The 21,958-nt window shown below is 62.1% G+C and carries 23 protein-coding genes; 8 read left to right on the forward strand and 15 right to left on the reverse strand.

Going from position 1 to position 21,958, the window contains the following annotated elements; translation table 11 throughout:
• Positions 1-214: 214 nt before the first annotated feature.
• From HU720_RS14380 to HU720_RS14405, 6 genes are all read right to left on the reverse strand, one after another.
• On the reverse strand, positions 215-868 hold the full coding sequence (locus HU720_RS14380) for an HAD family hydrolase (RefSeq protein ID WP_186520599.1): 654 nt from the start codon (positions 866-868) through the stop codon (positions 215-217).
• A gap of 13 nt (positions 869-881) precedes the next feature.
• The gene (locus HU720_RS14385; protein ID WP_186520600.1) at positions 882-1,871 is read right to left on the reverse strand and encodes an ABC transporter ATP-binding protein; all 990 of its coding nucleotides are present in this window, start codon (positions 1,869-1,871) and stop codon (positions 882-884) included.
• A gap of 1 nt (position 1,872) precedes the next feature.
• The gene (locus HU720_RS14390; protein WP_186520601.1) at positions 1,873-2,667 is read right to left on the reverse strand and encodes an ABC transporter permease; all 795 of its coding nucleotides are present in this window, start codon (positions 2,665-2,667) and stop codon (positions 1,873-1,875) included.
• Positions 2,657-3,496, reverse strand: coding sequence for an ABC transporter permease subunit (locus HU720_RS14395; RefSeq protein WP_186520602.1), 840 nt, complete (start codon positions 3,494-3,496; stop codon positions 2,657-2,659). The genes HU720_RS14390 and HU720_RS14395 overlap by 11 nt, the downstream gene beginning before the upstream one ends.
• Positions 3,493-4,299, reverse strand: coding sequence for an alkaline phosphatase family protein (locus tag HU720_RS14400; RefSeq protein ID WP_186520603.1), 807 nt, complete (start codon positions 4,297-4,299; stop codon positions 3,493-3,495). The genes HU720_RS14395 and HU720_RS14400 overlap by 4 nt, the downstream gene beginning before the upstream one ends.
• A gap of 64 nt (positions 4,300-4,363) precedes the next feature.
• Positions 4,364-5,422, reverse strand: a complete 1,059-nt coding sequence (locus tag HU720_RS14405; protein WP_186520604.1) for an ABC transporter substrate-binding protein — start codon at positions 5,420-5,422, stop codon at positions 4,364-4,366.
• 319 nt (positions 5,423-5,741) lie between these two features.
• Here HU720_RS14405 and phnR point away from each other — a divergent pair, with 319 nt between their 5' ends.
• Positions 5,742-6,455, forward strand: a complete 714-nt coding sequence (gene phnR / locus HU720_RS14410) for a phosphonate utilization transcriptional regulator PhnR (RefSeq protein ID WP_186520605.1) — start codon at positions 5,742-5,744, stop codon at positions 6,453-6,455.
• A 200-nt stretch (positions 6,456-6,655) separates the two neighbouring features.
• Here the strand turns inward: phnR and HU720_RS14415 are convergent, their stop codons facing one another.
• Both HU720_RS14415 and HU720_RS14420 read right to left on the reverse strand, forming a co-directional pair.
• Positions 6,656-8,809 (reverse strand): mechanosensitive ion channel domain-containing protein, encoded by a 2,154-nt coding sequence (locus HU720_RS14415; protein ID WP_186520606.1) that lies wholly within the window; start codon positions 8,807-8,809, stop codon positions 6,656-6,658.
• A 44-nt stretch (positions 8,810-8,853) separates the two neighbouring features.
• Positions 8,854-9,021 (reverse strand): hypothetical protein, encoded by a 168-nt coding sequence (locus tag HU720_RS14420; RefSeq protein WP_186520607.1) that lies wholly within the window; start codon positions 9,019-9,021, stop codon positions 8,854-8,856.
• Positions 9,022-9,713: 692 nt separating this feature from the next.
• Between HU720_RS14420 and HU720_RS14425 the strand changes: the two genes are divergently transcribed.
• Both HU720_RS14425 and HU720_RS14430 read left to right on the forward strand, forming a co-directional pair.
• Entirely contained in the window at positions 9,714-10,556 is an 843-nt protein-coding gene (locus HU720_RS14425; RefSeq protein ID WP_186520608.1) for a hypothetical protein, read from the forward strand.
• Positions 10,557-10,665: 109 nt separating this feature from the next.
• Positions 10,666-11,475, forward strand: coding sequence for a hypothetical protein (locus tag HU720_RS14430; RefSeq protein WP_186520609.1), 810 nt, complete (start codon positions 10,666-10,668; stop codon positions 11,473-11,475).
• Here the strand turns inward: HU720_RS14430 and HU720_RS14435 are convergent.
• The 5 genes from HU720_RS14435 to minC form a co-directional block, all read right to left on the reverse strand.
• Complete coding sequence (locus HU720_RS14435; RefSeq protein ID WP_186520610.1) at positions 11,451-12,740, reverse strand: M18 family aminopeptidase; 1,290 nt, start codon at positions 12,738-12,740, stop codon at positions 11,451-11,453. The two genes, HU720_RS14430 and HU720_RS14435, sit on opposite strands and share 25 nt — an antisense overlap.
• Before the next feature lie 186 nt (positions 12,741-12,926).
• Positions 12,927-13,562, reverse strand: coding sequence for an RluA family pseudouridine synthase (locus HU720_RS14440; RefSeq protein ID WP_186520611.1), 636 nt, complete (start codon positions 13,560-13,562; stop codon positions 12,927-12,929).
• Positions 13,563-13,675: 113 nt separating this feature from the next.
• On the reverse strand, positions 13,676-13,930 hold the full coding sequence (gene minE / locus HU720_RS14445; RefSeq protein ID WP_186520612.1) for a cell division topological specificity factor MinE: 255 nt from the start codon (positions 13,928-13,930) through the stop codon (positions 13,676-13,678).
• Positions 13,931-13,933: 3 nt separating this feature from the next.
• The gene (minD, locus tag HU720_RS14450) at positions 13,934-14,746 is read right to left on the reverse strand and encodes a septum site-determining protein MinD (RefSeq protein ID WP_186520613.1); all 813 of its coding nucleotides are present in this window, start codon (positions 14,744-14,746) and stop codon (positions 13,934-13,936) included.
• Between the two features lie 97 nt (positions 14,747-14,843).
• Positions 14,844-15,593, reverse strand: a complete 750-nt coding sequence (gene minC / locus HU720_RS14455) for a septum site-determining protein MinC (protein WP_186520614.1) — start codon at positions 15,591-15,593, stop codon at positions 14,844-14,846.
• 100 nt (positions 15,594-15,693) lie between these two features.
• Between minC and HU720_RS14460 the strand changes: the two genes are divergently transcribed.
• The gene (locus HU720_RS14460) at positions 15,694-16,626 is read left to right on the forward strand and encodes a lipid A biosynthesis lauroyl acyltransferase (protein ID WP_186520615.1); all 933 of its coding nucleotides are present in this window, start codon (positions 15,694-15,696) and stop codon (positions 16,624-16,626) included.
• Positions 16,627-16,680: 54 nt separating this feature from the next.
• Entirely contained in the window at positions 16,681-17,823 is a 1,143-nt protein-coding gene (locus HU720_RS14465; protein WP_186520616.1) for a patatin-like phospholipase family protein, read from the forward strand.
• 39 nt (positions 17,824-17,862) lie between these two features.
• Here the strand turns inward: HU720_RS14465 and HU720_RS14470 are convergent, their stop codons facing one another.
• Together HU720_RS14470 and HU720_RS14475 are read right to left on the reverse strand one after the other, a co-directional pair.
• On the reverse strand, positions 17,863-18,597 hold the full coding sequence (locus HU720_RS14470) for a VacJ family lipoprotein (RefSeq protein WP_346656580.1): 735 nt from the start codon (positions 18,595-18,597) through the stop codon (positions 17,863-17,865).
• Positions 18,598-18,670: 73 nt separating this feature from the next.
• Positions 18,671-19,969, reverse strand: a complete 1,299-nt coding sequence (locus HU720_RS14475; protein WP_186520618.1) for a serine/threonine protein kinase — start codon at positions 19,967-19,969, stop codon at positions 18,671-18,673.
• A gap of 213 nt (positions 19,970-20,182) precedes the next feature.
• On the opposite strand from HU720_RS14475, the gene HU720_RS14480 reads away from it, so the two are divergent.
• From HU720_RS14480 to HU720_RS14490, 3 genes are all read left to right on the forward strand, one after another.
• Positions 20,183-20,545, forward strand: a complete 363-nt coding sequence (locus tag HU720_RS14480) for a hypothetical protein (protein ID WP_186520619.1) — start codon at positions 20,183-20,185, stop codon at positions 20,543-20,545.
• 327 nt (positions 20,546-20,872) lie between these two features.
• A complete protein-coding gene (locus HU720_RS14485; protein WP_186520620.1) occupies positions 20,873-21,553 on the forward strand; it encodes a CsgG/HfaB family protein in 681 nt (226 codons plus the stop codon).
• Positions 21,554-21,583: 30 nt separating this feature from the next.
• Positions 21,584-21,952, forward strand: a complete 369-nt coding sequence (locus HU720_RS14490) for a DUF4810 domain-containing protein (protein WP_186520621.1) — start codon at positions 21,584-21,586, stop codon at positions 21,950-21,952.
• Positions 21,953-21,958 lie beyond the last annotated feature (6 nt).

Below are 21,958 nucleotides of genomic sequence, written 5' to 3' on the forward strand. Positions count from 1 at the left end.
GCGCAGCAGCCCTGAAAACCCAAGGGGCTGCTGCGCAGCCCAACGCGGGACAAGCCCGCTCGCCACAAGGAGATATGTCTGGCGAAAACAGGGTTGTACAAAACCATAGAATCTCCCACAGGGTCTCAGTCGGGCACATCTATCACGGCCCGGCACAGCTTTTGTGGGAGCTGGCGCCAGCCTGCGATGAGGCCGGCACCGGCAGACCCGCCGCTCAAGCCCAGCTCAGCACCGGCCAGCCATGGGTCCGTGCATGTTCGTGCAACACCGGGTCAGGGTTAACCGCAACCGGGTGATCGACCTTCAGCAACAATGGCAAGTCATTGCGCGAATCGGAGTAAAAACTCGCCCCCTCAAGGTTTTCCTGCTCCTGGTCCAGCCATTCCAGCAAACGGGTGATCTTGCCCTCGCGGTAGGTCAGCACGCCGTGGGTCCTGCCGGTATACACCCCGTTTATCGCCTCAAGCTCGATGGCCAGGTACTCCTCCACCCCAAGGCGCGCCGCAATCGGCCCCACCAAGTGTGTGCCGCTGGCCGAAATGATCAGGATGCGGTCACCGCGCTTGCGGTGTTCGGCAATGCAGCGGCAGGCATCGCCGAAGATGATCGGCTCGATCACCTCCTCGACCCACGGCTCGACCAGGTGCTCGACTTCCTCCAGGGTGCGGCCTGCAATCGGCTCCAGGCTGAACGCCATGTAGTCCTCCATTTGCAGGTGGCCCTTGCCATAGGCTTCCATCAGTTCATGGTCGCGCTTGAGGAATGCCTTACCATCGACCCAGCCAAGCCGGGCCATCTGTTCGCTCCACAGCGACGCGCAGTCGCCGTGGATCAAGGTTTCATCCAGATCGAAAATTGCCAGTGCCATGTGCTGCGTCTCCTTAGGCCACTTCCCGTAGCGCCGTTGGGTCGATCGACAAGGATACGCGCTTGCCATCGGCGTGCAGATCGGCTGCCGAGCGGTTGAGCACGTCCACCACCAGCTCGACCTCGCGCACCTGCACCCGGTAGCGGATCACGTTGCCGAGCAGGCTGTGGCTGCGCACCTCGGCGTCCAGCTCACCGTTCAGGCCCAGGGTGATCGACTCCGGGCGGATCGCCAGGCGCCCGCTGACCGGGCGTTGCAGCAAGCGGCTGGCGCTGTCGGCGTCGAGCAGGTTGTAGTTGCCGATAAAGCCTGCGGCAAACAGGTCGACCGGGGCGGTGTAGAGGGTTTCGGCATCGCCGCTCTGCACGATGCGCCCTTGGTTCATCAGCACGATGCGGTCCGACATGGTCAGCGCTTCTTCCTGATCGTGGGTGACGAAGATAGTCGTCAGCCCCAGCTCGCGCTGGATGGCGCGGATCTGTTCGCGCAGGTGCTTGCGAATGCGCGCATCCAGCGCCGACAGCGGCTCGTCGAGCAGCAGCAGGCGCGGGCGGGTGACCAGCGAGCGGGCCAGCGCCACCCGCTGGCATTGCCCGCCAGAAAGCTGATGCGGGTAGCGCCCGGCAAAGCTGTTCAGCTCGACCAGCTCCAGCACTTCGCGCACCCGCACCTGGCTCTCGTCGGCCTTGACCTTCTGCATGCGCAGGCCAAAGGCGACGTTTTGTTCAACGGTCATGTTGGGGAACAGCGCGTAGCTCTGGAACACCATGCCGATGCCGCGTTTTTGCGGGGCCAGCGGCACGATGTCCTGGCCGTCGAGCAGGATCTGCCCGCTGTCTACCGGCGTCAGCCCGGCGATGCAGCGCAGCAAGGTCGACTTGCCGCAACCGGACGGGCCAAGCAGGGTGACGAACTCGCCGCGCTCGACCTGGCAGTCGATGTTTTCGAACACGGGGCTACCGGCGTAGCTTTTTTGCAGTTTCTGTACGCTGACAAAGCTCATCTCAGGTCTTGTCCTTGTTCAAACGGTTGGCCACCCAGGTGAGTACCAGCACGAAGGCGAAATAGGAGATCACCAGCGCGCTGTTGAAGTGGCCGCTGCTGTTGCGCATGTTGTTCAGGTAAACCTGCAGGGTTTCGTAGCGGGTGCCGACCAGCAGGTTGGCGAACACGAACTCGCCGAACAGGAACGAGAACGACAGCAGCAAGGCCACCATCAGCCCCTTGCGCAGGTTGGGCAGCACCACCAGCATCGCGGCCTGCCAGGTGCTGGCACCGAGCAGTTGGGCGGCGTCCATCAGGTCGCGCAGGTTGATGGCCTGCAGGTTGTTGGTGATGGCCCGGTACATGAACGGCAGGGCGATGGTGAAGTAGCAGCCGATGAGAATCCACGGCGTGCCGACCATCGCCATCGGCCCGCTGCCGTAAAGTTGCAGCAGCCCCACCGAGGACACCACCGGCGGTACCGCGAACGGCAGCAGGATCAGCACGTTCATGAACGCATCGAGCCTGGGGAAGTGGTAATGCACCACGAACAACAGCGGCAGAATCAACAGTACCGACAGCAGCAAGGCCCCCACGCACACCAGCAGGGACTGGCCAAAGGCTGCCAGAAAGCGCGGTTCGCTCCACAGCGCCACATACCATTTGAAGGTCAGCCCGCTGGGCAGCATGGTCGCCGACCAACTGGTGGCCAGCGAGTAGAGCAGGGTGCCGGCCAGCGGCAGCAGCAGAATCAGAAACAACAGGTACACCACCAGCTTGTGGTAGAGCCCGCCCTTGCCAGTTTCAGCGCGCATGGTAGCTCCTTCGCAACAGCCATTGATGAACCACGGTGACCAGCGTCATCAGCCCCACCAACACCATGGCCAAGGCGCTGGCCAGGTTCGGGTCAAGGCTGATATCACCTGCCACAAGCCCGGCGATGCGGATGGGCAGTACGTTGAAGTTGCCGGTGGTGAGGGCATAGACGGTGGCATAGGCGCCCAAGGCGTTGGCCAGCAGAATCACGAAGGTGCCCAGCAACGCCGGGGCCAGCACCGGCAGGCCGATATGCCGCCAGAACTGCCATTGGCTGGCGCCCAGCAGCGCAGCGGATTCGCGCCAGTCTTCGCGCACCGCATCGAACGCGGGGAACAGCAGCAGCACCCCCAGTGGGATCTGGAAGTAGGTGTACACCAGGATCAGCCCGGTCTTGGAATAGATGCTGAAGTCGCCCAGCAGGCCCATCTGCTTGAGCAGCAAGGTCAGCGCACCGTTGAAGCCCAGCAGAATGATGAAGGCGAACGCCAGCGGCACGCCGGCAAAGTTGCTGGTCATGTTGGCGAAGGCGGTAACGAAGTCGCGCAGGCGTAAGTCGACCTTGTGCAGCGAGTAGGCGCCCAGGGTGGCGATCACGATGCCGAACAGGCTCGACCAGAAGCTGATCTCAAGGCTGCGTTGCAGCGCTTGCAGATAGAACTTCGAGGCGAACACCTTGCTGAAGTTGGCCAAGCCCCAACCGCTGTCGCTTTGCAGGCTGTTGATCGCCACCCAGGCCAGCGGCGCAATTTGGAAAATGATGAAAAACACCGCGAACGGCAATAAACAGAGCAGGGCCAGGTAGCGGCCTCGGCGGCTGGAATTCACGTGAGCAGCTCCCGGCAGACGGTCTTGTCGTGGGCGGCGCCCAGCAGCTGGCAGATGGTGCCGCACAGCTCGGTCTGCAGCGGCTTGGCCGCCGGGTCCAGGCTGAACGCCTTGCCGAACACGAACAGTGGCACCTCGCGCTCCTCGGCCAGCAGGCCGTTGTGCGAGCGGTCGTTGTTCATGCCGTGGTCGGCGGTTACCAGCACCTGATAGCCCTCTTCGAGCCAGCGCGGCAGGTAGTCGGCCAGCAGAATGTCAGCGCTGCGCGCGGCGTTGCGGTACTGGCTGCTGTCCAGGCCGTGGCGGTGGCCGGCGTCGTCTATGTTCATCGGGTGCACCAGCAGAAAGTTCGGTGCATGGCGCCGCCGCAGGTACTCGGCGTCGGCCAGCAGGTGCGAGTCGGGGTAGTGATCGGCGTAATAGAACAGCCCGTGCTGGATCGGCAACTTCGGCGCGTGGGTGTGGCGGTCGCGCAGCGGGTCGAACGGGGAGCGGTTGTACAGCTCGCTCATCCAGTGGTAGGCCGCCGCTGCTGTGCCCAGGCCAGCCTCGCGGGCGTAGTGGAACACGCTGCGTTGGTTGGACAGGCGGTTGACGTTGTTGTGCACGATACCGCTGTCGATGGGCGGCACCCCGGTCAAGATGCATTCGTAGAGCGGCCGCGACAGCGACGGCAACTCGCATTCGACCCGGTAAAGCGCGGCGCGGTCGGCCTCGACGTAGGCGTGCAGGTGGCCCATGGCGTGGTGAGCGACCTGGTAGTTGAGGCCGTCGAGCAGGACCAGAATGACGTTGTGTTGCATGTTCGCTCCAAGGGCATAGGGGCGGGCAGGAGCGAGCAAGCCCGCTCCTGCCCGCAGACGGCGCTTATTCCATCTCGATGATCACCTGCTCCTGCCACTTCTGCGGCAGGGCCTTGGAGGTGGTTTCCCACACCTCGGCGTTCTTGATCGGCTGGGCCGCTTGGTACTGCTCGTTAGGCAGCAGCTTGGCCTGCACGTCGGCTGGCAGTTTCAGGTGCTCGGCGCGGATCGGGCGGGCGTGGCCGATAGCCAGGTTGGTCTGCCCGGCGTCGCTGAAGATGTACTCGCGGGCCAGCTTGGCGGCGTTCGGGTGCTTGGCGTACTTGTTGATGATGGTGGTGTAGCCCGAAGTGATCGAGCCGTCCGAGGGGATCAGCACCTCAAAGCGCTTGGGGTCGATCTGGTCGCGGTAGCTCAGGCCGTTGAAGTCCCACACCACGCCGACTTCCACTTCGCCCTTTTCGAGGGTCTGGATGGTCGGGTTGGCCAGCGACAGGCGCTTTTGCTGGGCCAGCTTGGTGAACAGCTGCAAGCCCGGCTCGATGTTGCTTTCGTCGCCCTTGTAGGCGATGGCCGCCGCCAGCACGCCGTTGGCCGCCTGGGCCGCAGTGCCGACGTCACCGATGGCAACCTTGTATTTGCCCTTTTCCAGGTCGTGCCAGGTTTTTGGCCGCTCGCCTTCCTTGACCAGGTCCTTGTTGATGATGAACGCGATGGTGCCGGTATAGGCCAGCGCCCAGTGGCCATCGGCGTCCTTGGCCCAGGTCGGGACCTGGTCCCAGGTGCTCGGCTTGTAAGGCTGCGTAACGCCCTTGGCGACGGCAATCGGCCCGAACGCTGCGCCAACGTCACCGATGTCGGCGCTGGCGTTGTCTTTCTCTGCGTCGAACTTGGCGATTTCCTGGGCCGAACTCATGTCGGTGTCGCTGTGCTTGAGGCCGTATTTTTTCGCAAGGTCGTCCCAGGTGCCTTTCCAGTTGGCCCAGGCATCGGGCATGCCGACGCTGTTGACCGCGCCTTCTTTGCGCGCAGCGTCTTCGAGGGCCTTGAGGTCCTGGGCCATGGCCGAGGTGCCGAAAGCGATGGCGGAACCGAGCAGTGACGCCATGAACAACTTTTTCATCCGAAGCTCCTTGGGTGGGGTGCCTTGCATTCGTTGTGATGAGGAGAAGCCGTGCCTGCTTGACGTTGGTCTAGGTCAGCAAACCTTGAGCCAAGTTAGGCCGCTTGCATGACAATTTGATGTAAGGGGCGGGCGTGCACGGGTGCCACACGGCCCTGGCATTACAGCGTAGACCACAGGTGCTGCGTGGGCTGGCGCGGTTCTGGCAAGGGCTGGCGGGCAGCCGTTGTCACAGGATGTTCATCAGCCCTGCCTAGGCTTGCACTATTCTCCACCTGCCCTGTTATGGGGCTGGACTAGTCCAGATAGGTAACCTTTGATGCAAGCGACGCCACCGCGTGCGGTAACAGCCATCTGCCACGCCTTGCAGGAGCAGATAGAACACGGCCTGCTGGCGCCGGGCGGCAAGCTGCCGGCCGAGCGCAAGCTCAGCGAGGTGTTCGATACCACGCGTATCACCCTGCGTGAGGCACTGGTGCAGCTGGAAGCCCAAGGGTTGATCTACCGCGAGGAGCGGCGCGGCTGGTTCGTGGCCCCCGAGCGGCTGACCTATGACCTGATCGAGCGCAGCCACTTCCACGCGATGGTCCGCAACCAGGGCCGCCAGCCTGCCACCGAGTTGCTGTCGGCGCGGCTGCAACCCGCCTCCGCCGCCATCTGCGCACGCCTGCGCCTGGCGCCGCTGTCGAGCGTGGTACGCATCTGCCGGCTACGGCGTATTGACGGCCGTGCGGTGCTGTATGCCGAGCACTACCTCAACCCGCAGTATTTTCCCGGCATTTTGCAGCTGGACCTTGCCCAGTCGCTGACCGAGATCTACGCCCGGCACTACCAGCTTGAATATGGGCAGGTGTGCTTCGAGATACTGCCGACGGCCTTGCCGGTGGAGGCGGCCAGCGCCCTGAAAGTCTCGGCCGGCAGCCCTGGGCTGCATATCACCCGGGTCAATAGCGATCAGCACGGGCATCTGATTGATTGTGATCTGGAGTATTGGCGGCATGATGCGATTCGCATACGGGCCGAGGCGGGGTGAGGGGCTTGTTCATCAATTACTAGCGACGCGATCACTGTAGGAGCGGCCTTGTGTCGCGAAAGGGGTGCGAAGCGCCCCCAGGATATGTGCACCACACTGATATCGTCGGGGCCGCTGTGCGGCCCTTTCGCGACACAAGGCCGCTCCTGCACGCCAGGCCAATGCCTGTCCAATCGGATCCAGGGCCTTAAGGCCGCACATCAACCAGAAGCCTTGCTCTCAACCACATCTCCGCCCCCGGCCGTGACCACCTGCACCGACAAGCGCGGCGTGGCAAGGTCCAGCCCGGCTTCGTCAAGCTGGCGCTTGAGCGCCAGGTTGAACGCCCGCGATACTTCCCATTGCTTGATCGGCGCGGTCTTGAAACGGGCGCGCAGAACGGCTGAGCCTGATTCGAAACTTTCCACCCCCTGCAGCTCCAGCGGCGACCAGATGTTGCGGCGCATCAGCGGGTCGCTGCGCAGCTTCTGGCCCACCTCGCGCACCAGCGTGATGGCTTGGTCGATGTGCATGTTGTGCGGAATGGCGACGCGGAAGATCGCGTAGCCGAACTCGCGGGAGTAGTTCTTGATGCTCTTGATTTCGCTGAACGGGATGGTATGCACGATGCCGTCGATATCACGCAGGCGCACGGTGCGGATGGTCAGGCCTTCGACCGTGCCCAGGTGGCCGCCGACATCGACATAATCGTCGATGGCCAGGCTGTCTTCGATGATGATGAACAGCCCGGTGATCAGGTCGGCAACCAACGATTGCGCGCCAAAACCGATCGCCAGGCCGATTACACCGGCACCGGCCAGCAGTGGCGTGACGTTCATGCCCATGTTGGCCAAGGCCACGATGACCGCAATGAGGAAGATCGCCACGAACAGCACGTTGCGGATCAGCGGCATCATGGTTTGTGCGCGGGCATTGGCCTGCCCGCGGCGTGAGCGCACCAACGCGTGGTGCACGGCGGTGTCGGCAAGAATCCACACCAGCCACGCCACAATCAAGGTGCCGGCCAGGCCCAGCAGGCGCAGGCTGATTTCGTGGCCGTCGCCCTCGGCGAAGCGGATCATCGACAGGCCCCAGACGCGCAGCCCGAGTTCGATGAAGAACAGCCACACCAGCAAGTGCGCCAGCGCGTAACCGAAGTTGCGCAGCCGCTCGGTGTACACCTCCTGGCGCCGGTTGACGCGCTTGGGGTTGGCGGCGTGGCGGCGCACCAGGCCGTTGAGCACCATGCACAGCACCACCAGCACCGTGCACATCAGCGACTGGCGCAGGGCGGTGCTGGTGTCGCCGGCCGAGACGAAGGTGGCGAACAGCGAAATGGCCACCAAAATCAGCGCCGGGATGTACCAGAAGCTGCCAAGGATCTCGATGGTGTCGCTCAGCGTGCGCCGGGTCAGGCGCCGGGACAGCGGCTGGTTACGGATCAGGTGGGCGATGGGGCGGCGAAAACGCAGGATGAACAGCCCGGTGCACAGTGCGGCGATGACGTTTGCCAGGGTGGCCAGGGCATGGGCCAGGTGGATACCCAAGGCTGCCGTCAGGCGCGGGTCGCTCAGCGCCTCGCCGAAGGCTGCAAAGCTGCCGATCAGCCACAGTGGCCGGAACGCCCGGTGCCGCAGGATGTAGAGCGCGCGGTGGCGGTGCGGGCCGTCGAGCAGCGAGAAGGCAATCACGCAGATCGCCGAGAACAGCGTACCGACCACCAAGGCGTAGGCCAGCACCATGGCCATGGATTTGCCCAGTGACGAAGGCAGGGCAAAGCTCAGGTAGACGGTAATGACCAGCGCCACCAGCCACGGCCCGAGCTTGCGCAGGGCAAAGCGCACCAGGTCCCAGGGCCGTGGATGCTGCGGTAGTTCCTCGGTCAGCCCAAAGCGCACCCGCACCCGGTGGCCGACCCAGTTGAAGGTGTAGGCCAGCACGCTCCACAGCGCAATCACGGCGGCAAAGCCGAACAGAATTGCCGGCCACTGATGCACCGGCACCACCAGGGCTGCCAGTTCATCCTGGGCCAGGTCGATTTCTTCGGACCAGCGCACGAACGGGCTGGCGTCACCGCTGAACTGCTGTTCGAAGTCATGCAGCGCACCGCCGATCAGCCCAAGCACGCCTTGCTCGACGCTGGGCTGCGATTGGCGGGTGGCATCGCGCAGCTTCTTGAGGTCGGCCAGCAGTTTTGCCCGTTGCTGGTCGTTCTCAAGGTTCTTGATCACCTCATCCAGCGATTTGCCCAACGGCTCGCTGGCTTGTGGCTGCGCGGGCGCGCTGCTACCCAGCAGCCCCGGCAAGCCGGCGGCGTGGGTGGGGGTGACGAACAGCAGTAGCAGAAGGGCAAGGCAACGCAGAAATGCAGGCACCGGGAAATCTACCTCAGGCAAAACGTTTGCCCGAGTGTAGAGGTTTATGTGGGCAGTTTCTCCAGGATCTTCCAGCAGGTCAGGCCAAAGATGCCCAAGGTACCCAGCCACATCATCAGCACCCCGACATTGCGCTCACGCAGGCCGAAGCCGATGGTCAGCAGCATGAGGAACAGGAAAACCGGGACGAACAGTGACAGGAACGGGGACATGGCAGGGGTCCTTCTGCGGTATCGGAGTGTTTCTACAAGCTTAGCCCGCATGGGGTGGCAAAGGGGGATGTGTCACAAATTATTTACTGTTTTGGTTTGGGCTCGGAAATCTCCTACAACTTTCTCGGAAAAATTTCCTACATAGAAAAATAGAGCTAGGTCGATACAGGATTTACCACGAATGGCGTGGGGTTTCTTGAGGTTTTTATGGATATTAATATTAAGAATATGAATCTCGCTATGCTTGGTCTGCTAAGTATGGTCACGTACGTGAATGCTCAGGCAGCGAACAACCTTGCGACAGTAGTCATAGATAACAAGACTGCCGTTACGACGCACTTTACCTATGAGCAAATGGTGGGTACTGCGGAGCCTATGTTTGGTGATGTGTCGGGTAAGAGTGTTGCGACATTCAAAGTAAGTAGCTTGTCGGAATATGTCTCAGGGATGCGTTTTGTTTACTCATCTGGCACTAAGCAGTGTCGTTTTAATGTGTCTCATTCTACTACGTTTCCTGGGTATGTCCCGACTTGGAATAAAGGGGCAGTGTCAATCGGTTCTGCTAGGGCGAGCTGTACGGTAAGGGTGGAAAGCATTTCAAGCCAGATGCCGTACAATTATACTGTTCGGTTCACCATTCAGTAAGTTATTAGGGCGCTCGTTAAGGCGCCCTTTTTACTGGGGCAATAAGCATGAAAATACTAGCTGTTACAGATTTTTCTCCGTTAATTTCGGCCACTGTTTTACGCTCTTCCCCCAACCAGCAGCGGTCGCCAGCCGTGGAGGGCGATCAGGTCAGCCTCTCAGAACAGGGCCTTGCCACAGCCAAGACCAAGAATGAGATATGGGCGCTGCATGCTCGGATCTATGGCCCCAGAGGCCTAGACCAGCAGGTGGGCGCTGAGTACCGGGCTTTAGGCTCGGAGGAATTCAAACGCCTGCCTCCCCCCGAAGGCTATAGCGCTGCCGATGCCGAGCGCTTCACTATGACGTTGAAGTACCTCGATGGGATTGAAAAACTTCGAGGAACTGAGACCAAATTTGATGAAAATCCATTCTGGGGAATGGGCCGCGATGAGTTGGCTGCTATTGAAATGGATGAGCAGCGGTATACAAAGGAAGAACGATATGCCGCTTATAGAGCCAAATCTGCACTTGATAACATGTATTTCGTCAAGCTTGGCGATTACTACTCCAATACCCAGGATCACCGCCCGTTACTCAAAGGTTATCTTGAGTACCTCGATAACCTAACACCGGTCGAGCGCCTGAACTACCCAGAAGGTGAACGGGCGGCCGTTGCTGCCAGGCTTGCCGCCGCAGAAAGAGAAATGGGCAGCCTTCCAGCAGATTTTTCTCTTTGGAAATACATCAATTGGGACCCGAAGGGACGCTTGAATCTCGAGGCCATGCTAGACCCAGCAATTGGAGGACCTGTTCCTACCAGTGAGGCCAGCGCTATCGCGCAAGCGTCAGGGCAAACCAAAGGCGTGGGTGAGACGGATACCGCAGAAAAGATTCGCCTGGATAGATAACTAGCGCGGTGCATATCTAGCACAGGCTGGGCGCGGGTGCCGCTGAGCCAAGTTATCAATTAACCCAACGCGGGGCATTTTTGCCCCGCCCTCCAATGACAGGTGAACCATGAAGATCAATCCATCTCCTCAAGGTGCAGTAACTTGGAAAGCCCCCGCGCAACCTCAATCACCTCCCGTCCAAGCCGATAGTCCCCACACTGCATCGGCTCAAAATGACGCAGTGATCATCTCCGAGCAGGGGCGGGCTCTGGCGGTTGGGCAGCAAAGTGCTGCCGACTCACGCGCCCTTTATGAAAACGTCTATGGGGCGGCTGGCTTGGGCCAACGAGTAACTGGGCGTTTCCATGAGGTGGGGCAGGGGGCATTCACTCAAACCGATGCTCCTGAGCACTACACGCCCGATGAGGCCGAGCGTTTTCGGGCCTCCCTGGCATTTCTTGCGGGCCGCTTCAGCAACGATCGCCAAGTGCAAAATCCGTTTGCCGGGCTGGACCGTGCTGGCCTCACCGACATAATCGAAAACGGCCAAGGGTTTTCTGATGAAGAGCGCTACGCGGCGCTGTATGCCAGGGAGGATCTTGATGAGCAGTACTTTTCGGGCGTTATGGGCTATGCACTGGAAACATCGGATGTCCGCCCGCTACGCCGTGCCTATCTTGAATTACTCGACCAGATGTCCCCTGCCGAACGGCTGAAGTATCCGAGCAATGAGCGTGAGCAGGTTGCTGTGCGGCTAGCAGAATCGGAGCAGGCGCAGGGCACGTTACCGAGTGACTTCTCGGTCCTCGATTACATGCAATGGGCCCCCAAGGGCCGCCTGAACCTGGAAGCCTTGCTCGCCCCCACAAACCCCGAGCCTGCCCCGTCCCCCGAGGCAGGCCCTGCGGGCGATCAGGGCAGTTCGCGGCTGCGGTAGAACGCGTCCAGCACTTTGACCAGGTGCGCCAGGTCATGGCTGCCGCACAGCTCGCGGATGGAGTGCATGGCAAAGGTCGGCAAGCCGATATCCACCGTGCGCACACCCAGGTGGCTGGCGGTGATTGGGCCGATGGTCGAGCCGCAGCCCATGTCGCTGCGCACCACGAAGCTCTGTACCGGGACTTCTTCGGCCATGCACAGATGGCGGAAGAAGCCGGCGGTTTCGCTGTTGGTGGCGTAACGCTGGTTATTGTTGACCTTGATGACCGGGCCGGCGTTGAGCTTGGGGCCGTGGTTGCCGTCGTGCTTGTCGGCGTAATTGGGGTGCACCCCGTGGGCGTTGTCAGCCGACACCAGCAGCGAGCGCTGGATGGTGCGCACGTAGTCGTCGTTGTCCGGCAGCAGGCGTTGCAGGGTCTGCTCGAGCATCGGGCCGTCGGCGCCACAGGCCGAGCAACTGCCGACCTCTTCATGGTCGGTGCACACCAGTACGCAGGTTTCGTCGGTGTCGGCCGCCAGCAGTGCCTGCAACCCGGCATAGCACGACAGCAGGTTGTCCAGGCGCGCGCCGGCGATGAAATCGCCGTTCAAGCCGATCAGTGCAGCGCCCTGGGTATCGTAGAAGCTCAGCTCGTAGTCGAGCACTACATCGGCGTTCAGGCCATGCTCGCGGGCCAGTTGCTCGGTCAGCAGCGCGCGGAAATCGACCCGTTCATCGCCTGCAACCTGGGCCAGAATAGGCGGTAGCTCGGTCTGCGGGTTGATCTGCCAGCCTTCGTTGGCGGTGCGGTTGAGGTGGATGGCCAGGTTGGGAATGATCGCGATCGGCAGCTTGAAGTCGACCAGCTGGCTTTCGACCTTGCCGTCGCGGCGAAAGGTCACGCGGCCGGCCAGCGACAGGTCACGGTCGAACCAAGGCGCCAGCAGCGCGCCGCCATACACCTCGACACCCAATTGCAAAAAGCCCTGGCGCTGCAGCTCCGGTTGCGGCTTGACCCGCAGGCACGGGCTGTCGGTGTGGGCGCCGACCAGGCGAATGCCGCTGATCAGCGGGGAGTGCTTGCCCAGCCGAATGGCAATGATCGAGGAGTCGTTACGGGTTACGAAATAGCGCCCGCCAGGCACGGTGGCCCAGCTGTCACGCTCGTCCAGGCGCTGGTAGCCTGCGGCTTCCAGACGGTGCACGAGGCTTTGGGTGGCGTGGAAGGGCGTCGGGGAGGCCTTGAGGAATTCGATCAGGCCGGCGTTCAGGGCATCGCGCATAACTCACTCCAGATTGAGCTTCAAGCTGCAAGCCGCAAGCTTCAAGCAAGGCAGCCCGCAGGGCAAGTGCTGCCGCGAACTACACGAGGTTTTGGGCGCTGCAAGCTTGGGCGAAGGCAGTCGGCGATGGGCCGGGCGTGGTTTGCCTGCGCTTTTTCTGGCCGCTTGCAGCTCGACACTTACCGCTCAGAACGGCGCAGGGCACTCGAACTTCACCCGCTGCCCGGACACCGGGTGGGTGAAACTCAGCATCGAGGCGTGCAGGCACAGCCTCTCATGGGCTGCCAGTGCTTGCGGGTTGGCGTACAGGCGGTCACCCAGCAGCGGGTGGCCGATAGACAGCATATGCACGCGCAACTGGTGCGAGCGGCCGGTGATGGGGGTCAGTTCCACGCGGCAGTAGTCGCCGCAGCGCTCGACGATACGCCAGAAGGTCAGTGCGTGTTTGCCCTGCTCGTGGTCGACCACGTGGCGGGGTTTGGTCGGCGGGTCGTAGCGCAGTGGCAGGTCGATGCTGCCGCTGTCCAGCGCCGGCTGGCCCCAGCACAGTGCGGTGTAGGCTTTTTCTGTTTCGCGATCATGAAACTGGCGCGACAGCTCGCGGTGGCTGTCAGCATCACGGGCCAGCAGGATGATCCCGGAGGTTTCCCAGTCCAGGCGGTGCACGATGAGCGCATCGGGGTAGCCGTTTTCTTGCAGGCGGGTGATCAGGCAGTCCTTGTTGTCGTCGGCGCGGCCCGGCACCGACAGCAGCAGGGTCGGCTTGTTGATCACCAGGATCGCGGCGTCTTCGTGAAGGATCTGGATGTTCGACAGCGGCATGTTCAGGTGTTCTCTGCAAAGCACTGTGGGAGCGGCCCTGGCCCGCGACAGCGTGGATACGCCGTCGCGGGGCAAGCCCGCTCCCACAGGGTCAGCCTTGTAGCGCTGGAATATCAGCGATCAGGCAGGGTGATGTTCAGTTCGAGGATCGAGCAGCTGCCCTGGTTTTCCAGGGCAACCTGCACGTCATCGTTGCCGATGTTGACGTATTTGCGGATCACCTCGACCAGTTCCTTCTGCAAGGCAGGCAGGTAGTCCGGTGTGCTGCGCTGACCGCGTTCGTGCGCCACGATGATCTGTAGACGCTCTTTCGCTACCGACGCGCTGGTCTGTTTCTGTCTGCCGCGAAAGAAGTCAAAAAGGTTCATGGTTTACTTGCCTCCAAACAGACGCGCGAAGAATCCTTGCTTCGGCACTTCGACGAAACGAAGTTTTACTTCCTTGCCCAACAAGCGGTCGATCGTGTCGTTGTACGCCTGGCCGGCATCGCTTTCGGTGTCGAGGATAACCGGCACACCTTGGTTGGAGGCCTTGAGCACGGCCTGCGACTCGGGGATCACGCCCTTGAGCTTGATGGCCAGGATGTCGGTGACGTCGTCGATGCTCAGCATTTCGCCGCCGGCCACACGCTCAGGGTTGTAGCGGGTGATCAGCAGGTGCTCGACGATCGGGTCTTCGTTGTTTTCGGAACGGCGCGATTTGCTCGACAGGATGCCCAGCATGCGGTCCGAGTCACGTACCGACGACACTTCGGGGTTGGTCACGACAATGGCTTCGTCGGCGAAATACATCGCCAGGTGCGCGCCTTTTTCGATACCGGCCGGGGAGTCGCAGATCACATATTCGAACTGCTCTTTGAGTTCCATCAGGACTTTTTCGACGCCTTCGAGCGTCAGGGCGTCCTTGTCACGGGTCTGGCTTGCGGCCAGCACGTAGAGGTTCTCGAGACGCTTGTCCTTGATCAGGGCCTGCTGCAGGTTGGCTTCGCCATTGACCACGTTGACGAAGTCGTACACCACGCGGCGCTCGCAGCCCATGATCAGGTCGAGGTTACGCAGGCCGACGTCGAAGTCGACGATGACAGTCTTGTGGCCGCGCAGCGCGAAACCGGTACCGATGGCGGCGCTGGTGGTGGTCTTGCCCACACCCCCTTTGCCGGAAGTAACCACGATGATCTTGGACAAGGTGTTTCACCCCTAAAATAGTCGGGACAGACGTCCCTGCAAATACATGAAACGGCAACGATAAAGAAGTTGCGCTAAAAATGCCGGCAAGTATCCGTTAAAGACGGGTGATGTTCAACACGTCGCCGGACAGGCTGAACTGCACGGCCGTACCCCACAGTGGTTCGCGGCGCAGGTCTTCGCAGACCCGGTACTGGCCGGCGATGGAGACCATTTCGGCGGTCATCTGCAGGCAGAAGACGCGGGCTTTGGTGTCGCCTTTGATGCCAGCCAGGGCTCGCCCGCGCATGGCGCCGTACACATGGATGTTGCCATCGGCCAGAAGTTCCGCACCGGGGCTTACCGAGCCGGTCACCACCAGGTCGCCACCGGGGGCATAGACCTGCTGGCCGCCGCGCACGGGCGCTGTGATGATGCGCGTCGGGCGCACTTGCGGCTCGGCCGGCGCTGGCGCAGGTTCGGGCTTGCGCACCTCAGGCTCCGGCTCCAGCGGGCGCTCGCGCGCGCCGGAAGGCGGCAGCACCGGCAGGTCGATGGCGATCGCGGCGGCGATGTCCTCGATGCGGCTGGCACGGATCGCCAGGGTGCGCAGGCCGTGGTGGCGGCAGACGCGCATCAACCCGGGCAGGTCGATGGCGCCTTCACCACTTGGCAGCTTGTCCAGCGCCAGTACCAACGGCGTGTTACTGAAAAAATTCGGCGCCTGAGCGACCTTGGCCGCCAGTTGGCGGTCGAGGGACTCGAGGTCGTTGCGCGCCAGTTCCAGCACGGTGATGGCAAGCATGCTGCCCTTGAGCTGGAACACGGGGGCGTTGTCGGGTGTCTGGTTGAGGCTCATGGTCTGCATAGACGGCTTGTTGCGAGAAAAGTGCCCTGACTTATAGCGATAAGACTGATTGGCCGCAACCGATGTAGAATGCCCGGCCCTCGTCTTGCCGGAAGCTTCAATGGAACGCCCGCGTTTTCGTACCTTCTATCTTCACCCGCAATTCTGGGCCCTGTGGCTTGGCCTTGGGCTGCTGTGGCTGATTGCCCAACTGCCCTACCGCGTGCTGCTGGGGCTGGGGCGTGGCCTGGGCGCAGTGATGTTCCGCCTGGCCGGTGAGCGCCGGCGCATTGCTGCGCGCAACCTGGAACTGTGCTTCCCGCAGCTTTCGGACGACGAACGGTTGCATTTGCTCAAAGAAAATTTTGCGTCCACCGGCATCGCCTTCTTCGAAATGGCCATGAGCTGGTGGTGGCCAAAGGCCCGGTTGGCTCGCCTGGCTCACATCGAAGGCATCGAGCACCTGCAGGCTGCACAGCGCGAAGGCGAGGGCGCGATCTTGATGGCGGTGCATTTCACCACGCTTGAAATCGGCGCGGCGTTGCTTGGCCAGGTGCACACCATCGACGGCATGTACCGCGAGCATGGCAACGCGGTGTTCGATTTCATACAGCGCCGTGGCCGCGAGCGCCACAACCCCGATTCGCTGGCCGTCGAGCGCGAAGACGTGCGCGGCATGCTCAAGTTGCTGCGCAAGGGCCGGGCGATCTGGTACGCACCAGACCAGGACTACGGCAGCAAGCAGAGCATCTTCGTGCCGCTGTTCGGCATCCCGGCAGCAACGGTCACCGCGACCACCAAGTTCGCCCGCCTGGGCAAGGCGCGGGTCATCCCGTTCACCCAGAAGCGCCTTGAAGACGGCAGCGGTTACCGGCTGGTTGTTCACCCGCCGCTGGAAGGCTTCCCCGGCGAAAGCGAAGAGGCCGATTGCCTGCGTATCAACCAGTGGATCGAAGGTGTGTTGCGCGAGTGCCCCGAGCAGTATCTATGGGCACATCGGCGCTTCAAATCACGCCCTGATGGCGAGCCGCGGCTGTACGACAACAAGAAATAACCCCTATTGCGGCCGGCTTGCGAGCCCTGCGCCCGCGTGATCCAGGAAGGACCCATGACCCCAACTACTGGCCTGATCCTCTCTGGCGGCGGCGCCCGTGCCGCCTACCAGGTCGGCGTACTTGCCGGCATCGCCGACCTGCTGCCGGCCGGCGCGGCCAACCCGTTCCCGGTTATCGTCGGCACCTCGGCAGGCGCCATCAATGCCGTGAAGCTTGCCAGTGGCGCCACCCGCTTCGCCGAGTCGGTGCAGCAACTGACGCATTTCTGGCAGAACTTTCGCAGCCACCTGGTGCTGCGCAGCGACTGGCCCGGCGTCATTCGACAGGCCAGCCGATTCTTCGGCCACAGCCTGCTTGGGCTCGGCAGCCAGGTGCCGGTGGCGCTGTTGGACAGCCGGCCATTGCGCGGGCTGCTGCACGAGCACCTGAACCTTGACGGTATCGCCGAATCACTGGCCTCCAAGCAACTACGGGCTATCGCCGTGACGGCCTTTGGTTACGAGTCCGGCCAGGCCGTGACCTTCTACCAGGGGCAAGGCACCATCGAACCCTGGCTGCGCCACCGGCGTATCGGCATGCCGACGCCACTTAGCGTCGATCACTTGTTGGCAAGTTCCGCTATCCCGTTGCTGTTCGCCCCAGTGCGGCTGGGCGAGGAGTACTTTGGTGATGGTGCGGTGCGCCAGTCGGCGCCGATCAGCCCGGCGTTGCACCTGGGGGCGAGCCGGGTGCTGGTGGTGGGGGTCAGCGGCAACCCGCAGCGCCCGGCCGTGCCGCAGCCGGCAACGCGCATATTCAGTGGCAGGCAGCCGAGCCTGGCGCAGATAGGCGGGCACATGCTCAACAGTACGTTCATCGACAGCCTCGAAGACGACATCGAGCTGTTGCAGCGCTTGAACCACCTGAGCCATCTGCTGCCCCCACACCTGGACACCCGGCGCCTGGGGCTGGCGCCTATCGAGGTGCTGGTGGTCGCGCCTAGCCAGCCTCTGGACGAGATCGCCGCCCGCCACCGCCGCGACCTGCCGGCGGCGCTGCGCATGTTCCTGCGCGGGCCGGGAGCGACCAAGACCAGTGGTGCGGGGGTGTTGAGTTACCTGCTGTTCGAGGCCAGCTACTGCAGCGAGCTGATCGAGCTGGGGCGCAGGGACGCCTTGGCCAAGAAGCGCGAGCTGTGCCAGTTTCTGGGGCTTTGAGGCCGCTGCAAGCGCGAGGCTTGCAGTTGCCCCCTGCAATCATTCAGAGATTTGCAACTTGCGCGCCTGGGTATACACGTACCGCACTTTCTCGTACTCGAACGGCGAGTTGGTCTGGCCGTACCTGAAGTTGGTGGTATAGCGCTTGTCCACTGCGCGCAACAAGGTGATCTCGGGGTGGTCGCTGGCTGTGTCCGGCACATCCAGGTAATTGACCGCCTGCTCACCGGCGTAATCCACCACAAGCCCTGTGGTATCGCGCAGGTTCGAAGGCCCGAAGATTGGCAGCACCAAATAGGGCCCTTCATGCACCCCGTAATAGCCCAGGGTCTGCCCAAAGTCCTCGCTCTGGCGCGCCAGCCCCATCTTGGTCGCCGGGTCCCACAGGCCGCCAACGCCAATGATGGTATTGAACATCAGCCGCGCGGTGATCTGCGCCGAGCGCTCGCCTTTAAGCTGTAGCACACTGTTGAACAGGTTCGGCACATCGCCCAGGTTGTTGAAGAAGTTGCTCACCCCGGTACGCACGAAGCCCGGCGTCACGTAGCGGTAGCCGTCGACCACCGGCAGGAACACCCATTGGTCGAAACGGTAGTTGAAGTGATAGATACGCCGGTTCATCGACTCCAGCGGGTCGTAGATATTCAGCGCCGCCAGCGTCGAGCGTTCGAACTCGCGCTGGTCCAGGCCTGGGTTGAATTTGAGCTCACGCAGTGGGTCGAGGAAGCCATCGGACTCTGCGGTCAGGCTGGCGGTGTTGTCAGCCTCGACCACGCTGGTGCGCGGCGCGACTTCCTCGGCCAGGGCATGGCCACTGGCGAGCAGGGCGGTGACGAGCAGCAGGCGGTTAACCACGGAAGAACTCCAGCATGGCGTCGCTGTTGACGCGGTAATTGAGGTTGCCGCAGTGGCCACCGTGAGGGTAAAGGGTCAGGCGATCCCCGAACACCCGGCGCAGGAAACCAATATCGCCAGGGCCCAGGATCAGGTCGTCGGCGTTATGCATCACGGCGATCTTCGGGCTGTTGTGCAGGTAGTCTTCAAGGCCGTACAGGCTCACTTGGTCGATCAGTTGCAGCAGGCTGTTGCCGTCGGTGCGCGCGCGCCACATCGGGATCACCTGCTCGGTCAGGTAGCAGTCGAAGTCGCACTGCAAGGCGCGCTTGAAGAACGGCGTCAGGCTGCTGCCTTCGGTGATCGGGTATTTCGGCGGAATGATCAGGCCGCGGCGGTTGATCAGGTCGGAGGTAAACGCGATATCGGCGGCCGAGAAGCGGAACGAGGTGCCGATCAGCATGGCCATCTGTTCGTTGGACAAATGCTGGCGCGACTTCTGGAAGTCATACAGCAGCGCCTCGTTGAGGTCGATGTAGCCCTTGTCCTGGAAATAACGGGTGAGTTTTTCCAGCATCAGCTCGTAGAAGGTGGTGCCGCGGTCGATGCCTTTGACCCGGGTCTGCACCAGCTTGTCCAGGTTGCTGATGGAGGTATACAGGTTGACCGGCGGATTGAGCAGCAGCACGCGCTTGAAATTGAAGCTGCGGCGGGTTTCGTCCAGGTGGCTGACGAACGCTGCGTCCAGGGCGCCGAGGCTGTAGCCGCTGAGGTAGTACTCGCTGACCGGCAGGCGCGGGTGCTGGGCACGCACCGCTTGCATGACCCGATACAGGTCTTCGGCGTCTTCGCGTGATACGCCAGGGGTGGCGAAGCGCGAGGCGGCGCTCATGAAGTCGTAGCTGGTGGGGGAGGACAGCTGCACGACATGGTAGCCAGCCTGGTAGAACAGCTTTTTCAGGTATTCGTTGATCGAGCTCGAATACGGCGCGCCGGTGCCGGCGATCAGGAAGATCAACGGCGCCTCGTGGTCCTGCTTGGCCAGGCGGTAGCGCAGTTTTTTCACCGCCCAGAAATTGTCCGGCAGGGTGAACTCGCGCTCCGGGCGCAGGGTGAGGCTGTAGTCGGACTGGTCGATTTCATCGTCCTCGGGCAGCGTCGGGCGTTGCTCCGGAGGCGTGGTGGCGATGGTCGCCTCGAACGGGTTGGTCAATGGGTAGCCGTAGCTGGCGGCGTCGATATCCCGCGCCGAGGCGGCCGCAGCCATAAGCAGGCCCCCTAGCAGGGCGACAAGGCGCAAAGATCGAAACATTCATTTCCCCAGAAATAGTAAGCAGGTGCGGTACCGGATTTAGGACCACAGCGCCCTTGCCAAAGTTGCCAGGTGCGCGGGTGTTTGTCGCCCCAGATGTTGTCGTGCGGGTGTTGCTGGTATTGAGCAACATAGCTGCATGGCCATGATTTTGCCTTAAGTCGGGCGCTGGGCGATCATGCATCGTTTCGATGACCGCTATTGGAGAACCGGATGTCTCGTCTGCTGCAGGGCTGTGTGCTGCTGGGTTTGCTGGTTGCGTGGCTGGCGGCCAGCTATGGCGTGCGCTACGGGCTGATGGAAGATGCCAGTTGGGTCGGGCTGTGCGCCGACCCCGGGCAGTACTGGCAATGCCAGGTGCGTTCGCAGCTGGGGCTGTTGATTCACTTCCAGGTTATTGCCTGGGCGGGGTTGGGTCTGGCACTGATCGCCCAGTGCGTCCCCCGGCGGGCCGGTTGGTGGTTGGCGCTGGTGGCATTGTTGCTCGGTGTGCCGGCGCTGGTGCTGTATACCGCCAGCATTGCCGTATTTGCCGTGGTATTGGCCGGGTTGCGTCTGGTCAGGGCGCAGCGCTGAAGCTTGCCGGCCTCATCGCAGGCTGGCGCCGGCTCCCATAGAAAAAACGCTAATTGACTGATTTACATCGAAACGTGGGAGCGGGCTTGCCCCGCGATAGCGATAGCACTGCCAGCATCGCATCGCGGGGCAAGCCCGCTCCCACGTTGCCCAGTTCTCTGCGCGGCAGCGCAGCCCGGAAGGGCTGGGTGATCTCTCACGTTCGGGTAGTTAGCGTTTGTTCTATGGGGGCAGGCTTGCCCGTCGAGGCTTTTTTGCTGGCCTGAACCCGCCGCCAGCCAGTATCCTCCCCGCCGCATACAGTTTTTATTTACCTGGAGAACGCGCGTGAAATACGCATCACATGGACTCGTGCTGGCAGCTGCCTTGGCTGTCGGGTCCCTCGCCGGCTGTGCCACTGAAACGTCCAAAGCCGTCGCCGTACAACAAGTCGAAAGCGTCAATCGCCCGTACAGCGGCCTGCGCACCCCGATTGCCGTGGGCAAGTTCGACAACCGTTCGAGCTACATGCGCGGCATCTTCTCCGATGGCGTCGACCGCCTCGGCGGCCAGGCCAAGACCATTCTCATCACCCACCTGCAGCAGACCAACCGGTTCAACGTGCTGGACCGCGACAACATGGGTGAAATCAAGCAGGAAGCCACCATCAAGGGCCAGGCCCAGCGCCTGAAAGGCGCCGATTTCGTGGTGACCGGCGATGTCACCGAGTTCGGCCGCAAAGAGGTCGGCGATCACCAGCTGTTCGGCATTCTCGGCCGCGGCAAAACCCAGATCGCCTACGCCAAGGTGGCGTTGAACATCGTCAACATCAGCACCTCGGAAGTGGTGTATTCGAGCCAGGGCGCAGGTGAATATGCCCTGTCCAACCGCGAGATCATTGGCTTTGGCGGCACCGCCAGCTATGACTCGACGCTCAACGGCAAGGTGCTTGACCTGGCCATGCGCGAGGCCGTCAACAAGCTGGTTGGCGCCGTAGAAAGCGGCCAGTGGAAGCCACAGGCCCAGTAACCTGAAACACACGACAAGGAAGATCGTTCGATGACTCTCTCCTCTTCAGCCTGGCGCACCGGCGCCGGCCTGCTGCTGGCCGGCGTATTGCTGGCCGGCTGTTCCTCGCACAAGACCCTGTACCAGTGGGAAAGCTATCAGCCGCAGGTATACGGCTACCTCAAGGGCGACTCCAAGGAAGAACAAGTCGCAGCCCTTGAGCGCGACCTGGAAAAGATCAAGGCAAAGAACGGCGCCGTGCCGCCGGGCTACCACGCGCAACTCGGGCTGCTGTACTCGGGCCTGGGCAAGGACGACCAGATGATTCAGCAGTTCCGCACCGAAAAGGCGCTGTTCCCTGAATCGGCGGCGTACATGGACTTTCTGATGAGCAACGCCAGCAAAGGGGCTAAACAGTGATCAAGC

Source organism: Pseudomonas sp. SWRI51 (genome assembly GCF_014268825.1).
Taxonomy (GTDB): Bacteria; Pseudomonadota; Gammaproteobacteria; order Pseudomonadales; family Pseudomonadaceae; genus Aquipseudomonas; species Aquipseudomonas farsensis.

What these genes read in the sequence shown, in the direction of transcription:
- HU720_RS14425 (WP_186520608.1), top strand. Translation starts at nt 9,714, where the DNA reads ATGAAAATACTAGCTGTTACAGATTTTTCTCCGTTAATTTCGGCCACT.
- minC (WP_186520614.1), bottom strand. Translation starts at nt 15,593, where the DNA reads ATGCAGACCATGAGCCTCAACCAGACACCCGACAACGCCCCCGTGTTC.
- HU720_RS14435 (WP_186520610.1), bottom strand. Translation starts at nt 12,740, where the DNA reads ATGCGCGATGCCCTGAACGCCGGCCTGATCGAATTCCTCAAGGCCTCC.
- HU720_RS14400 (WP_186520603.1), bottom strand. Translation starts at nt 4,299, where the DNA reads ATGCAACACAACGTCATTCTGGTCCTGCTCGACGGCCTCAACTACCAG.
- phnR (WP_186520605.1), top strand. Translation starts at nt 5,742, where the DNA reads ATGCAAGCGACGCCACCGCGTGCGGTAACAGCCATCTGCCACGCCTTG.
- HU720_RS14385 (WP_186520600.1), bottom strand. Translation starts at nt 1,871, where the DNA reads ATGAGCTTTGTCAGCGTACAGAAACTGCAAAAAAGCTACGCCGGTAGC.
- HU720_RS14405 (WP_186520604.1), bottom strand. Translation starts at nt 5,422, where the DNA reads ATGAAAAAGTTGTTCATGGCGTCACTGCTCGGTTCCGCCATCGCTTTC.
- HU720_RS14475 (WP_186520618.1), bottom strand. Translation starts at nt 19,969, where the DNA reads ATGTTTCGATCTTTGCGCCTTGTCGCCCTGCTAGGGGGCCTGCTTATG.
- HU720_RS14420 (WP_186520607.1), bottom strand. Translation starts at nt 9,021, where the DNA reads ATGTCCCCGTTCCTGTCACTGTTCGTCCCGGTTTTCCTGTTCCTCATG.
- HU720_RS14390 (WP_186520601.1), bottom strand. Translation starts at nt 2,667, where the DNA reads ATGCGCGCTGAAACTGGCAAGGGCGGGCTCTACCACAAGCTGGTGGTG.
- HU720_RS14465 (WP_186520616.1), top strand. Translation starts at nt 16,681, where the DNA reads ATGACCCCAACTACTGGCCTGATCCTCTCTGGCGGCGGCGCCCGTGCC.
- HU720_RS14480 (WP_186520619.1), top strand. Translation starts at nt 20,183, where the DNA reads ATGTCTCGTCTGCTGCAGGGCTGTGTGCTGCTGGGTTTGCTGGTTGCG.
- HU720_RS14490 (WP_186520621.1), top strand. Translation starts at nt 21,584, where the DNA reads ATGACTCTCTCCTCTTCAGCCTGGCGCACCGGCGCCGGCCTGCTGCTG.
- HU720_RS14430 (WP_186520609.1), top strand. Translation starts at nt 10,666, where the DNA reads ATGAAGATCAATCCATCTCCTCAAGGTGCAGTAACTTGGAAAGCCCCC.
- minE (WP_186520612.1), bottom strand. Translation starts at nt 13,930, where the DNA reads ATGAACCTTTTTGACTTCTTTCGCGGCAGACAGAAACAGACCAGCGCG.
- HU720_RS14380 (WP_186520599.1), bottom strand. Translation starts at nt 868, where the DNA reads ATGGCACTGGCAATTTTCGATCTGGATGAAACCTTGATCCACGGCGAC.
- HU720_RS14440 (WP_186520611.1), bottom strand. Translation starts at nt 13,562, where the DNA reads ATGCCGCTGTCGAACATCCAGATCCTTCACGAAGACGCCGCGATCCTG.
- HU720_RS14460 (WP_186520615.1), top strand. Translation starts at nt 15,694, where the DNA reads ATGGAACGCCCGCGTTTTCGTACCTTCTATCTTCACCCGCAATTCTGG.